This is a genomic window from Chryseobacterium balustinum (assembly GCF_900168205.1).
Taxonomy (GTDB): domain Bacteria; phylum Bacteroidota; class Bacteroidia; order Flavobacteriales; family Weeksellaceae; genus Chryseobacterium; species Chryseobacterium balustinum.
Genome location: NZ_FUZE01000002.1, coordinates 199,515 through 212,958 on the forward strand (window position 1 = coordinate 199,515; position 13,444 = coordinate 212,958).

The 13,444-nt window shown below is 33.2% G+C and carries 13 protein-coding genes; 3 read left to right on the plus strand and 10 right to left on the minus strand.

Annotated elements, in window-relative coordinates; translation table 11 throughout:
- Positions 1–57 precede the first annotated feature (57 nt).
- The 9 genes from B5X64_RS04500 to B5X64_RS04540 all read right to left on the minus strand — a co-directional run bounded on the left by B5X64_RS04500 (position 58) and on the right by B5X64_RS04540 (position 7,067).
- Positions 58–363 carry a hypothetical protein gene (locus B5X64_RS04500; RefSeq protein WP_079464114.1) on the minus strand — a complete coding sequence of 102 codons (306 nt, stop codon included), beginning with the start codon at positions 361–363 and terminating at the stop codon, positions 58–60.
- Complete coding sequence (locus tag B5X64_RS04505) at positions 360–602, minus strand: hypothetical protein (protein WP_079464115.1); 243 nt, start codon at positions 600–602, stop codon at positions 360–362. Before B5X64_RS04505 ends, B5X64_RS04500 begins: the two co-directional genes overlap by 4 nt.
- A 45-nt stretch (positions 603–647) precedes the next feature.
- Positions 648–1,442, minus strand: a complete 795-nt coding sequence (locus B5X64_RS04510) for a thymidylate synthase (RefSeq protein ID WP_079464116.1) — start codon at positions 1,440–1,442, stop codon at positions 648–650.
- Positions 1,443–1,593: 151 nt separating this feature from the next.
- A complete protein-coding gene (locus B5X64_RS04515) occupies positions 1,594–2,343 on the minus strand; it encodes an SDR family NAD(P)-dependent oxidoreductase (RefSeq protein ID WP_079464117.1) in 750 nt (249 codons plus the stop codon).
- Between the two features lie 122 nt (positions 2,344–2,465).
- Positions 2,466–2,906, minus strand: a complete 441-nt coding sequence (locus tag B5X64_RS04520) for a hypothetical protein (RefSeq protein ID WP_079464118.1) — start codon at positions 2,904–2,906, stop codon at positions 2,466–2,468.
- 136 nt (positions 2,907–3,042) lie between these two features.
- Positions 3,043–4,323, minus strand: a complete 1,281-nt coding sequence (locus B5X64_RS04525) for an alpha-amylase family glycosyl hydrolase (protein WP_079464119.1) — start codon at positions 4,321–4,323, stop codon at positions 3,043–3,045.
- A 255-nt stretch (positions 4,324–4,578) separates the two neighbouring features.
- Positions 4,579–5,181 carry an IS1096 element passenger TnpR family protein gene (locus B5X64_RS04530; RefSeq protein ID WP_079464120.1) on the minus strand — a complete coding sequence of 201 codons (603 nt, stop codon included), beginning with the start codon at positions 5,179–5,181 and terminating at the stop codon, positions 4,579–4,581.
- 132 nt (positions 5,182–5,313) lie between these two features.
- Entirely contained in the window at positions 5,314–6,345 is a 1,032-nt protein-coding gene (locus B5X64_RS04535) for a sensor histidine kinase (RefSeq protein WP_079464121.1), read from the minus strand.
- A gap of 44 nt (positions 6,346–6,389) precedes the next feature.
- Positions 6,390–7,067 (minus strand): response regulator transcription factor, encoded by a 678-nt coding sequence (locus tag B5X64_RS04540; protein ID WP_079464122.1) that lies wholly within the window; start codon positions 7,065–7,067, stop codon positions 6,390–6,392.
- Between the two features lie 187 nt (positions 7,068–7,254).
- On the opposite strand from B5X64_RS04540, the gene B5X64_RS04545 reads away from it, so the two are divergent.
- The 3 genes from B5X64_RS04545 to B5X64_RS04555 all read left to right on the plus strand — a co-directional run bounded on the left by B5X64_RS04545 (position 7,255) and on the right by B5X64_RS04555 (position 12,351).
- Entirely contained in the window at positions 7,255–9,735 is a 2,481-nt protein-coding gene (locus B5X64_RS04545; RefSeq protein ID WP_079464123.1) for a TonB-dependent receptor plug domain-containing protein, read from the plus strand.
- A gap of 21 nt (positions 9,736–9,756) precedes the next feature.
- Complete coding sequence (locus B5X64_RS04550; RefSeq protein ID WP_079464124.1) at positions 9,757–10,965, plus strand: hypothetical protein; 1,209 nt, start codon at positions 9,757–9,759, stop codon at positions 10,963–10,965.
- A 222-nt stretch (positions 10,966–11,187) separates the two neighbouring features.
- Positions 11,188–12,351 carry a hypothetical protein gene (locus B5X64_RS04555; RefSeq protein WP_079464125.1) on the plus strand — a complete coding sequence of 388 codons (1,164 nt, stop codon included), beginning with the start codon at positions 11,188–11,190 and terminating at the stop codon, positions 12,349–12,351.
- Positions 12,352–12,570: 219 nt separating this feature from the next.
- On the opposite strand, the gene B5X64_RS04560 is transcribed toward B5X64_RS04555, so the two are convergent.
- Entirely contained in the window at positions 12,571–13,416 is an 846-nt protein-coding gene (locus B5X64_RS04560) for a helix-turn-helix domain-containing protein (protein ID WP_079464126.1), read from the minus strand.
- Positions 13,417–13,444 lie beyond the last annotated feature (28 nt).

The following is a 13,444-nucleotide window of genomic DNA, read 5'->3' on the forward strand; positions in this document are numbered from 1 at the left end:
ATGTAGATATTTTGGCGTGAAAGTTACAAAAAAAGTGAAGCTTTATACTTCACTTGATTATTTATTAAGCATCCTTTCTAAGTTATCAGGATTACCTTTCGATGGTAGGAATAATAAAACTTCGACAGAATCAATTTGAATATCAAAATATACTTTCACTTGTTTCTTTCCTAATAAAGCAAATCTTAGTTTATTATCTGAATTTACTGTAGGATAAGAAATTATTTTGTCATTTAATGATTGTTTAAATTTCTCCAAATCTTTCTTAAACAATTTCAATTCTCTTTCACTCCATCGGTGATTCAAAAAATCAGTGATTTCTTGAAGACTTTTAATCGCATCTTTCGAAAAAACAATTTTCATTTCTTATTAAAAATCGAATCAATTAATTCTTCCGAAAACTCTTCATATTCGCCATTTTTAATTTGACTTCTGCTTTTTTCAATTACTTTAGCAAAAGCTTCAGAATTCTCAATTTCCTCCCACGAATAAGTTTTATCGTTTTCTGAAATCTCAATATGATTAATTCCTTTTATCTGAGACAAAAGTTTTTTAATGAAAGGAACATCTGCATATTCGTCTAAACTGATTTTAATTTCCATAATTTCAGGATTTTAATCAAAGTTAATGATTTTATTACTAAAAAATTATATCGCAACAGGAGCTTTAATTCCCGGATGCGGATCGTAATTTTCTAAAGTAAAATCCTCAAAATTAAAATCAAAAATATCTTTGATTTCAGGGTTAAGTTTCATTGTTGGTAAAGGTCGTGTCTCTCGGTAAAGCTGTTTATTAACCTGTTCAAAATGATTGTTATAAATATGAACATCACCAAAAGTATGCACATAATCACCAACTTCAAGTCCCGTAACCTGCGCAACCATCATCAATAAAAGTGCGTAACTTGCAATATTGAAAGGAACTCCCAGAAAAACGTCTGCACTTCTCTGATACAATTGAAGCGACAATTTTCCGTCTGCTACATAAAACTGAAATAACGCATGACAAGGTGCTAAGGCCATATTCGGAATTTCAGCTGCATTCCATGCAGAAACAATTAACCTTCTGGAATCTGGATTTTTTTTGATTTGTTCGATTACTTCAGAAAATTGGTCAACTACTTTTCCGTCGGCACCGCTCCAACTTCTCCATTGTGCACCGTAAACAGGACCAAGGTCTCCATTTTCATCGGCCCATTCGTTCCAGATAGAAACTCCATTATCGGTAAGATATTTAATATTGGTATCACCTTTAATGAACCAAAGCAATTCATAAATAATAGATTTCAAATGAACCTTTTTAGTCGTAACCAAAGGAAATCCTTTTGACAAATCGTAACGTAACTGGTATCCAAAAACACTTCGTGTTCCTGTTCCTGTTCTGTCGGTTTTATCGGTTCCGTTATCTAAAATATGCTGAAGTAAATCGAGGTAGTTTTGCATTGTGAAAATTATCAGCTTCAAATTTAAAAAAAACTAAGTTGAAAATCTTCATTTAAAACTTAAAGTTATCCATATCAATACAATTCCCATTTTCTATCAAAAAAAGCACTCATAAAAAATGAATGCTTCAATAATTTTATTTTTCTGAATATTATACTGCGGTATAGCCACCATCAACTAAATAATAACCTCCTGTCATAAAAGAAGATTTCTCAGAACTTAGGAAAAGAACCAATTCTGCAACTTCTTCTGATGTACCCAATCTTCCCATTGGATGTTTAGCAATTAAGGCTTGTTTCATATCACCACTTGCACTTTCTAACAGTGGAGTTTCTATGTAACCAGGTCCCACTGCATTACAACGAATATTTTTCTGTCCGTATTCTGCACCGATATTTTTCGTAAGCCCTACAACTGCGTGTTTTGCTGAAGTATAAGCTGAAGAAAGAGGTGCTGCAACTGTTCCGTGAATAGAAGCGATGTTTACGATAACACCGCCTCCATTTTTCTCCATTTGTATCAATTCATATTTGCAACCGTAGAAAACACCATCAAGATTCACATTAAGAACTTTTTTCCAGCTGTCGATGCTGTAATCTCCTGTTAATTTTTGTTCACCTCCAATTCCTGCATTATTGCACGCAATATCTAATCTTCCGTAAGTTTCAACTGTTGCTTTTACCAAAGCTTCCACCTGTTCAGGATTTGAAGTGTCTGCTTTAACAAAAGTTGCTTCGCCACCTGCTGATTTTATTTCTTCAACTGCAGATTTTCCGTGTTCTTCGTTGATATCGGAAACGATAACTTTTGCGCCTTCTTTAGCGTATAATTTTGCGATAGCAAGCCCAATTCCTGAACCTGCACCTGTAACCAATGCTACTTTATTGTCTAAGATTTTCATAACAAATGATGTATTTAATTATGATATTAAATCAACAAAAATTATGCAAAGAAGTGTTTTTAAAAGTTAATAAATTCACAAATGTTTCTTTTCGAATCAATGATATGTTTTAAAGTTAAAAACTACTGAATCTCAATAATTTTCTGATTTATATTATTCAACGAGAAAGATTCATTTTCCTGCTTCCCATACATTGCTTTTGCCAATGGAGATTCCGGAGAAATACAGATGATTTTTTCATTTTCACAAGTAATTTCACCTAAAGAAACCGAAATAAAAAACAAACCTTTTTCAGTTTTTACAATCGCTCCTTTTTCTGCTTTGTCAGATTGTTTTGGAAGTACTGTTTTCAGAAAATCCTGCTGTTTCAAAACTTCATTCAACTGAATTTGCAGATTATTGATTTCCTGCTGAAGCATTTCTCGTCCGGTTTCGTATTTGTCACCCATCGAACTTTTGGTATCATTGCTTGAAGCTCGGGTTTCAGCAATCAGATTTTCTAAGTTGTTGATTTTTTCGGAGAGTTTTAATTTAACAATATTGATAAGTGAAGATTTGTTCATATTAAATTTTAGCTAAAGCCTTTTCTTTAATTCATTAAAAAGCGGGCTAAAGCCCGCTCGTATTTATAATATATTTTAAAGTTATGTATTTTGATTTAATCTTAAAAGAAAAACTTATCTATAACTTTATGCAAATTTATTTTTCAAAAACAGCGTAATCGGAAACTTTAAAACTGAAGTTTTTACCCGTGTTGAAATCTCTTTTGGTACCATCAAAAATATTTTTAAAAATTCCAGACACATTTTCATCATCAATAGTAAATTCAACGTTTTCTTTTGAAAAATTGAGCACTACTAACACTTCATTCCACTTATTTTTTCTGATGTAAGCAAAAATTTTATCATTCGCTGAAGTGTTTAAAAGATAAGTGACCACATTTGAATCACCACCTCTTAAAGCCTGGTTTGAAGATTTCAGATTCAACAAAGTCTTATAAAAATCAGCCATTTTACAGTCATTCGTCCATTCTATCGGATCTTTTTCAAAAAACTCTAATCTTTTCAAATTAGGAAGTTCCTGACCTGAATACAATAAAGGAATTCCGTTCCAAGTTGCTGAAAATATCGCCATTGGTTTGGTAATATCTCCATACTTTTCGTATTCTGTTCCATTCCATGAATTTTCATCATGATTACTTGTAAACCACGCTCTCATTGAAGAGTCTCCTATTTGAGAATATTTTCTAAGCAAATCTACAAGTTCATGAATCGGTTGATTGTCTTTATAAAATTCGGCAGATTTGTGCATCCATTTCCAAGAATAGCTTGCATCAAAAACTTTTCCGTATTCCGGGCTTTCCAATTCATCAAACTCACCAATCCAGAAAAGAGGTTTTATTTTTTCAACTTCCGGTCTTGCTTCTTTCCAAAAATCTACCGTTACCCAAGAAGCCAAATCGCATCTGAAACCATCGATATATGTTTCTTCAATCCAGAATTTCATCGCATCGATCATGGCTTTTCTCATTTCCTGATTTTCATAATCAAGCTCAATAATATCATCCATTCCGGAAGCCATTTTGAAAGTACCATTTTCTTTCAGGTAAAATTCAGGATTGGTTTTCGTCCAAACATGGTCCCAACCTGTGTGATTGGCAACCCAGTCGATAATTACTTTAAAGCCTAAACGGTGCGCTTCATTCACCAAATGTTTGAAATCATCCATCGTTCCAAACTCAGGATTGATTGAAATGTAATCTGACGCTGCATAAGGACTTCCGAGGCTTCCTTTTTTATTTTGCTGAGCAATTGGAGTAATCGGCATGAACCACAAGGTTTTGACCCCCATATTTTTCAGACGTGGCATTTCTTTTTCAAAAGCTCTGAAAGTGCCTTCTTTTGTATATTGCCTTACATTAACTTCATATATATTGGTCGTGTGTTTCCATTCCTGAGGTAAATCCATATTCGTTTTCATTTTAAAAAATAAAGAAACATATCTTGTTCCTTACAATCAGTTTTGACTGAATTTATTTGGCAAAAATAAGAAATTGAGTTTTAAAACTAATTCTTATAACTTAAGTATAATCTTTTTTTATAATTTCCTTTTGTCTTGAAACAAAAGGAACAAAAGTTCAAAACTGGAATTTTCTTAACGCTCCACCTTCCTAAGTCGGAATTACTTATTTGAAATAAAAAACCCTGAATTTTACTTCAGGGCTATATTTTATTTTTATCTTTCGTTGTCATCGTCTTCATCATCGAAAACATCATCATTATAATCATCGTCTTCATCATCATCAAAATTATCATCATCTTCATCTGCAAAGTTATTGCTTCCACCTCCGAAATCATCTTCAAAATTGAAATCGTCATCCATTAAAGGCATTGCCGATTTTTTATTTTTTGATCCTGCAGCGGTTTTACTTTTGCTTGGAGCTTTTAGAGGAGCATTTCCAAATCTATAAGTTGTAATCGGATAATTGACACCTTTAGTTTCGTCTACCACTTCTACTAATTCGCAGAAAAATTCCCAAAGGTCGAGCAGCCCGTATTGAAACTGCGCTTTGTCGCCTGCAGACTCAAATGCTTCATCGATGTACACATCTGACATAATCTCGCCATCACCATCATCACTCATATCTTCTAGAGGTACGCTTTTTACAACAGTACCATCTTCTTCGAGAAGATTAAAAGTAGACAGCTCATCACCACTAAGGTTGAATGCACTTTTAATTCCCAAATGTAAGTTCCAGAGTGTTTGTTTTCCTTTGATTTCTACATCGCGGAAAATATCTTCTTTCGTATCTAATATTACACGGATTTTGTAAACCATATCAGTATTTCAATTACTTTTTGCCTTTATTTATTATGATAAATTCTTGATGCAAATATATAATAAATGAGATTTTACAAAAAATATTTAATAATTTTTTAGAAACTTTTTTTTCCTTACATTTCGCCAAAATCATTTACTTTTCTCGAGCATAAAACTAAATTTCGTACCTTCCAAATAAACACTTTCTACTGTAATATTTTCGTTATGAGCTTCTAGTATGTGTTTTACAATGGCTAATCCTAATCCGGAACCACCCTGTCTTCTGCTTCGACTGGTCTCTACTCTATAAAATCTTTCAAAAATTCTTGGTAAAAGTTCGGCTTTTATACCCATACCATTATCAATCACTTCGATGAGTACTTTATTCCTAAGAATACTTGTTTTCACCACAACTCTAGCTTCCTGTCTGTTGGCGTAATGAATAGCATTGGAAATTAAATTAATAAAAACCTGAGAAATTTTCTGTTTGTCGGCTTCTACAAAAATCTGGCTGTGTAAAGTCTGAAGCTGCAAAACGGTATTGTTTTTTTCGGCTTCAAGATCTAGGAGGTCAAAAATTTCTTTAATCAGAATATTAACATCAAATTTTGAAACGGTGAGATTAATTTCTCCTGCTTCTAATCTGTTGATCATATCGAGATCGTTTACGATAGCAATCAATCTTTCTACAGAAATCCCAATTCTTTCCAAATATTTATCGCGAATCGTCAAATTTTCTACGCCACCATCAACCAAAGTCTCTACGTAACCTTGGATAGAAAAAAGAGGTGTTTTCAGCTCATGCGAAACATTTCCGATGTATTCTTTACGGTAGCTTTCCATTTCCTTCATCATATCCATCTCGGTAAGCTGCTGCTGATTAAAATCTGAAAATCTTTCGCCCAATTCCTTCAGTGTAATATTATTTTGATCGCTATAAACAATTTCTTCGGGAAGAATTTTTGAGATTTTCCTAACCTGCTTTTTGGCGTAATAATTAAAAAGCAGTTCTAAGACCACATAATTAATAATGAACATCAAAATAATACACAGAAAAAGACCAATCTTAAACTGAGAAGTATGGTAATAGATATCTTTCAGTGAATCAAAAATAATCACTAAAACGAACATCACCAATGTAAGCAGACATGATGAAACTAAGGTAAGTCTGTAAAATTTCAATTTTACAAGAGTTTAGGGTTAAATGTAAAGTTAGGTATTCTTAATTAAACGATTAATTTATATCCTATTCCTTTTAAAGTTTGAATCGTGTTGATTCCTAATTTTTCTCTCAGTCTACGGATATGTACATCGATTGTTCTTTCGCCAACGATCACGTCATTACCCCAAACTTTTTCAAGAATCTCTTCTCTTTTAAACACTTTTTCGGTGTTTGAAGCCAAAAGATATAATAAATCAAACTCTTTTTTAGGTAATAAAAACTGCTGTCCGCTTTTAGAAACCCTAAAGTTATCTTTATCGATTATCAAATCTCCAATTTCTATCATTTTAGCATTATCCGAAACCTGAGAGGTCAACTGAAGCAATGCATTTACTTTAGAAATAAGAATTTTCGGTTTGATTAATTTCACAACATAATCATTCGCACCAGCCTGAAAACCGGCTAGCTGAGAAAATTCTTCACTTCTTGCAGAAAGAAAAACGATAAGTGTTTTTTGCAGTTCTTTTACTTTACGAAGTTCCTGGCAAGTTTCGATCCCGTCTTTTTCGGGCATCATTACATCTAATAAGATCAAATCGGGAATAATTTCTTTGGCTTTTTCTATACCTTCATTACCATTTGTAGCGGTATAAATGTCGTAGCCTTCTTTTTCCAGATTGTAAGACAGAATCTCTAGAATGTCGAGTTCATCGTCTATTAGAAGAATTTTCTTTTGGTTCATTTTCAATTTTTACGGTTCAAAGTTAATCAATTTTGAATCATGGATTAACACAAAGGTTATCGTTCACATAAAGTTAACAATAATTTCCATTTCGTAATAATTAGTTAAGAAAAATTTAAATTTCGCTAAACCATTTACACCAACAAACTTCTCTTCCTTTGCACCGAAAGTAATTAGTAAAAAAGAAATGAATTTTAGAAAACTGAGTATCGCTGCATTATTCCTTACCACAACTGGGACTTTAATGTACGCTCAAGAAAAAAATGACACCGTAAAGAACGAAAAAAAGATTGAGGGTGTTATCATCAAAGGGTCTACAAAAAAAGGAACTGAAGCTAACCTGATTAATATGCAGAAAAAATCTGTAGAAGTTATTGAAAGGGTGGGTTCTGTACAATTAGCTAAACAAGGTATCGGAAATGCATCTGCAGCAGTTACCAAAGCAACAGGAACACTAAAACAGGAAGGTAGCGGGCAAATTTTTGTAAGAGGATTGGGAGATCGTTATAATACTACAACGTTAAACGGCTTACCGATTCCTTCTGATGATCCGGAAATGAAAAACATTGATCTTGAAATCTTCAAAACATCAATGATTGAATACATTTCTTTGGATAAAGTTTACAATCCAAAATTATACGGAGATTTCGGTGGTGCTAATATCAACATCGTATCAAAAGAATATACAGGAAAACCTTATTTCAAAGTAGGACTTGGTAGTTCTATTAATATGCAGACCTATAAAAAAGAAAACTTCAAGCTTCAAGATGGCGGACCAGGTTTCTTCGGTTATAAAACTGCTACATTTAATAAATCTAATCCAGGTTCAACATATCCATTTACAACAAGCTGGAATTTTAAAAACGCACAAAATCCTTTTAATACTAATATTGATTTTGAAACAGGGGCTCGTTTGGGTAAATTTTCCATCTTTGCTTATGCGGGATTTGACAACAATTATGAATACAGTTCTGGTAACGAAAGCTTTTTTACAGGAACAGGAACTCGTAATAAAGATTATCAAGTTGAAAGATATTCGTATGAAACGAATACAACTGCTTTAGTAAATCTTTCTTATAAATTAAATAATAACAATAAACTAACATTTACCTCTAATTATATCCATTCTTCATCCCAAGTTGCAAGATTCTTTGAAGGATATAATTATGATACTGACAATAATGTAATCATTAATCGTGGTGATAATAAAATTACAGATACATGGATAAATCAATTAGTTGGAAATCATAAGTTAGGAAAAGATTGGGAAGCAGACTGGGCTGTAGGTTATAACAAATTGAACAGTAAAAGGCCAGACAGACTTCAGAATACAATGCTTGCAGACAGCAAAATAATTGTTGCTGGAAGTGCAGTAGATAATCACCGTTATTTTGATGAGTTAATTGATGATACTTTTCTAGGATATTTACATCTGAGTAAGAAGTTCAATAATTTTAAAGTTAACTTTGGTTATGACGGATCGTATAAGAACAGAACTTTTGATTATACATCTATCGGTATCAAATATGGATTTAATCCTTATGATACTCAGATTGTTTTAGATCCTAATAATATCGACGGCTTTTTCAATCCACAAAACAGCCCACTTTATCAGTTTAGTTATCAAACATTTCGTGATTCAGGAAACTTATACAAACCTTGGGGTTATGATATTAAACAACACTTGCATTCAGGTTTTGTTAACGTAGATTACAACATCTCAGATAAATTTGTGGTTCAAGTAGGTGGTAGATTCGATTATATTAATTGGGATATGAACTGGAGAGATCCTTTGGAAACGGATAAAAAACAAAAAAGCTATAATAAGTTTTTACCAGCTGTTAATGCAAAATACAGTGTAAATGATAAATCTAATCTGAGATTATCATTATCAAAAACTTACACTTTACCTCAGCCGAAAGAATTGATTCCAATTGCTTATTATGACATTACAACCAACGTTTATGGTAACCCAAATGTTGTTCCATCAGACAATTATAATGCTGATTTAAAGTGGGAGTATTTCCCTAAAGCAGGCGAAGTTATCTCTTTAACAGCTTTCGGAAAGTACATTCAAAATCCAATTGCCAGAACAACTTTCTCAACTGCAGCTTCAAGTGATATGACTTACTTCAATATTGCAAACTGGGGTTATATTGTAGGAGCAGAAGCAGAATTCAGAAAAGATATTCACGAATGGGGTAATTCTAAATTATACACATTCATTAATACAACTTATATGCATTCTCAACAAGAATTGAAAACTGCCGATGAGTTAGCTGCAGAAAACAAAGGAAAAAGAGCAGAGTTTAGCGGTCAGACTAAAGATGATGTACAAGGTGTAGCAGACTTTATTGCTAATGCAAACTTAGGCTACAATTATAAATGGAATGATAATACACTCGATTTCGTAGTATCTTATTCTTATGTCGGGAAAAACCTTTATGCATTGGGCACCAATAAAACAGGTAATTTCTACGAATTGTCAAGAAATATTCTCGATGCTAACTTAAACTTTACTTTAAAAAATATTGGAGTAGGTGTTAATGTGAGAAATCTTTTAAATCCTAATTATAAAATTGATCAGATGAATGGAGCAGGTACTTTCGTTCATAAAAACTATACAAAAGGTAGAACGATTGGGTTAAATCTTTCTTATAAATTCTAAATAAAATAATCAATAAATAAAATGAAAAAAACATTTTTAAGAGCTGCACTTTGCTTATCATTAGCAGTAAGCTTTACATCGGTAGCTGTTTCTTGTAGTAACAATGATGATACGGAAGAAGTATCTTCAACTCTTGATCCGAACGATTTCAAAGGTGACATCCAATCTGGACAGACCGTTACATTAGATGCTACAAAAACATATAAACTAACTGGAAAACTTTGGGTAAAAGAAGGAGCTACTTTGATCATTCCTGCAGGAACTAAAATTGTAGCAAGTGAAGGAGCAAATTACCTAATCGTAGATAGAGGTGCTAAAATCTTTATCAACGGTACAGCTGCTGCTCCAGTAGTTTTTGAAGGAGCAGTAAACAAGCCAGGAAGCTGGGGAGGAATTGTAGTTTTAGGAAAAGCACCATCTAACAGAAGTGCTGCTGGAACTTCTACTTCAGAACTTGGAGAATTAACTTATGGTGGAACGACCAAAGATGATAACTCTGGATCAATTCAGTATGTTAAAATCAAAAACAGTGGATTTAAATATAACCCTTCAAAAGAATTTAACGGTCTTTCTCTTTTCGGAGTAGGTAGCGGAACTAAAGTTTCTTATGTATATATTTACGATGGAGCTGATGATGGTGTAGAATTTTTCGGTGGTAATGTAAATGCAGATCATATCGTTGTACTTGGTGTAGGAGATGATAGTATTGACTGGACAGAAGGATGGCAAGGTACAGCTGAATATATTTATGCTGCTAGAAAAAAAGAGTATGCAAACGATGCTGAACCAGGTAACAGAGGCGTTGAAGCTGACACTCAAGATCCAGATCATGATACAACTTTCGGAAATGGAGTTTCTAATCCTACAATTAAAAATGCAACATTCTTAGGAAATACAAAAGGTACTGAATCTCAGGCAATGAAAATCAGAGCAGGTTCTCAAGGAAAATTCGATAATATTGTTTTAGCTAATTTCTCTACAGGAATTGATTTTGAAACTAACAGAACTCTTACTTGGTTCCAAGGAGGTTCATATGTGAAAAATGTTCGTTTTGAAAGTATCGGAACTAATATTAAAGCTAAAAATACAGCTGGTACAGCTGTTGATTTAACAGCAGCAGTACTTGTTAATACAGCAGCAAATGGTGCTGGTAATGGGTCATCTCTTCCAACTTGGGCACAAGGATGGACTGGGGTTTCTACTTTTACTGCAACTGATGCAGGAAATTAGTAAGTAATTAGTTTCTTCATATCAAATTGAAAACCACGCCCGGAATTTATTTTCCAGGCGTGGTTATTTTTTACCATAAACTTAAATTTTCTTTTAAATATTTAAATTAAAATCAATTCATCAGATTTTGAATTGGGATAATAAACAGAAAAATGGTAATTTGGTCTTCTCATTCAAAATAGATTGATAAAAATCTCGTTGAAGAAGAGTAACCTGAGAATTATGAAGAAAAATCATTTAAAAATAATCGTTGCAGCCTTTATAATTGGCTCATCATTTATTATTCATTCGTGCAGTAAAGATGAAGATATAAGTTCTGAAATTGCCGTGATAGGAATCGCTCAGGATCCCAACAATTTTAAAGGTGACGTTACCAACGGGCAAGTGGTGACTCTTAATCCGATGATGTCTTATAAACTCACAGGCATTGTTACGGTAAAAAATGGCGGAACTCTCGTTATTCCTGCCGGAACAAGAATTACCGCTACAGCGGGAGCTTTATCTTATGTTCTTGTCGAGCAGGGCGGAAAGATTTATGCGAACGGAACTGCGGGTTCTCCCGTTTTATTCACATCTACTACAGCCGAAGCCGGAAATTGGGGAGGAATCGTAATTTGTGGTAAAGCTCCGGTTAATACAGGAAGTACAGGTTTATCAGAGATAGGAAATTTAATATATGGAGGTTCCGAAGCTGAAGATAATTCAGGATCTCTGAACTTTGTAAGAATAGAATATGCCGGTGCCGAATTCGCTGCGGGTAAAAAATTCAATGGTCTTTCGCTTTTCGGAATTGGTAACGAGACCCGAGTAGAAAGTGTAGCACTTTTAAATAATGCAGATGACGGCATTGAGATTTATGGCGGAACGGTAAATGTTTCAAACATTGTTTCAGCTGCAAATACTAATAATGCCTTCAGTTATAAAGATGGATGGATTGGTAGCGCAACCAATATTTTTACCAAAAGAAAAGCAGATGGCACAGGAAATACTGGGATTACAGGGATTAATAATACAGGAAACGACAATGCCTCACCAAGATCAAATCCTACTATTAAAAATGTCACCTTTATCGGTGGAACTTCAGGTGAATCGAACGGAATAAAACTAAAACAGGGAACTTTTGCAACATTAGATAATGTCGTAGTTTCCGATTGGTCAACCGGAATTAATATTGAAAGCGATTCTACAGTGGCTCGTTTCAACGGTAAAAAAAGAATAACCAATGTTTTGTTTAAAGATACAACAACCGAAGTTTCTTTAAAATCTTCTTTAGGTGCAACAGTTCCTATTGTAGACACCACTTATACTAAAAAACCTGATGCAACCGGAGCCGGAAATGGCATTTTAATACCATCTTGGGCAGTTGGTTGGTCCGGATTACAATAATTAAATTTAAAATCGATATAAAATTCTTTAGAAATATTTCTGAGGAATTTTGTTTAAATAGTTAATTTATATCATTCTAATTTAGAATTTACCTGATAGGAATTTGTCTTACAATTTGAATAGCTCCAGAGGAGCAATACCTTTGTAGGATAGTAATAACCACAATTAAAGCTCCGTAGGAGTTCAACCTTTTCCAGTATTTTTAAAGTAAGAATAGTATTAGTCTTTGAATTGAGACGGCGTCATTCCTGTGTGTGACTTAAAAAATTTTGAAAAACTTGCCTGATCATAAAATCCCAAATCAAAAACAATATCTTTCACCGATTTTTTTGAAACTTTCAGAAGACGCTTTGCTTCAAGTAAAATTCTATCCTGAATAAGCGATGAAGCTGAAGAATTAATGCTTTTTTTACAGATAATATTTAAATAATTGGGCGAAATATTAAGCTTTTCAGCATAAAAAGAAACTGAACGTTCTTCTTTAAAATGCTCATCAATAAGATTCAAAAATTTTGAAAATACAGGATTCGAATGGTATTGCTCATCATTTTTAAAAATAAATTCTACCGCTTCACTGATGAGTAATCCAATCATTTCGCTACGTTTCTGAATCATTTCCCAAAAGATATTCTCATCATTCAAAAGTTTTTTAATAGTCTTAAATTCATAAACCAGAAATTCAAAACTCATATCTGAAAGATCTATGACAGGATGATTCTGATAAAATAATTGTGAAAATCTTAAAGTCGGAATTAGGCTTTCAAACCAATCTCTGCTAATCATTAACTGATATCCTATCGTTCCTGCTTCAATATCCCATTGATGCACCTGATCTGGAAAAACCAGATGAATCTGGTAATCTTTCACTTCATAATCTACAAAATCGATGGTATGATTTCCTTTTGCTTTTTCAAAAATATTAATGATAAAAAAATCATGTTTGTGCGGATCATCGATAGAACGTTCTCCGTAAAGCTCATTAAATAAGAGAGGTGTTTCCAAAGAATGATCATCCTTGAAATCCTGAATACCCAAAACCGGAAAATAATCTGAACGACGACTCATTCCGAATGATTTTTGCTTAAAATTAGTG

Excerpts from the sequence above, each read along its gene's own strand:
- B5X64_RS04500 (WP_079464114.1), bottom strand. The coding sequence starts at position 363 with ATGAAAATTGTTTTTTCGAAAGATGCGATTAAAAGTCTTCAAGAAATC.
- B5X64_RS04505 (WP_079464115.1), bottom strand. The coding sequence starts at position 602 with ATGGAAATTAAAATCAGTTTAGACGAATATGCAGATGTTCCTTTCATT.
- B5X64_RS04510 (WP_079464116.1), bottom strand. The coding sequence starts at position 1,442 with ATGCAAAACTACCTCGATTTACTTCAGCATATTTTAGATAACGGAACC.
- B5X64_RS04515 (WP_079464117.1), bottom strand. The coding sequence starts at position 2,343 with ATGAAAATCTTAGACAATAAAGTAGCATTGGTTACAGGTGCAGGTTCA.
- B5X64_RS04520 (WP_079464118.1), bottom strand. The coding sequence starts at position 2,906 with ATGAACAAATCTTCACTTATCAATATTGTTAAATTAAAACTCTCCGAA.
- B5X64_RS04525 (WP_079464119.1), bottom strand. The coding sequence starts at position 4,323 with ATGAAAACGAATATGGATTTACCTCAGGAATGGAAACACACGACCAAT.
- B5X64_RS04530 (WP_079464120.1), bottom strand. The coding sequence starts at position 5,181 with ATGGTTTACAAAATCCGTGTAATATTAGATACGAAAGAAGATATTTTC.
- B5X64_RS04540 (WP_079464122.1), bottom strand. The coding sequence starts at position 7,067 with ATGAACCAAAAGAAAATTCTTCTAATAGACGATGAACTCGACATTCTA.
- B5X64_RS04545 (WP_079464123.1), top strand. The coding sequence starts at position 7,255 with ATGAATTTTAGAAAACTGAGTATCGCTGCATTATTCCTTACCACAACT.
- B5X64_RS04550 (WP_079464124.1), top strand. The coding sequence starts at position 9,757 with ATGAAAAAAACATTTTTAAGAGCTGCACTTTGCTTATCATTAGCAGTA.
- B5X64_RS04555 (WP_079464125.1), top strand. The coding sequence starts at position 11,188 with ATGAAGAAAAATCATTTAAAAATAATCGTTGCAGCCTTTATAATTGGC.
- B5X64_RS04560 (WP_079464126.1), bottom strand. The coding sequence starts at position 13,416 with ATGAGTCGTCGTTCAGATTATTTTCCGGTTTTGGGTATTCAGGATTTC.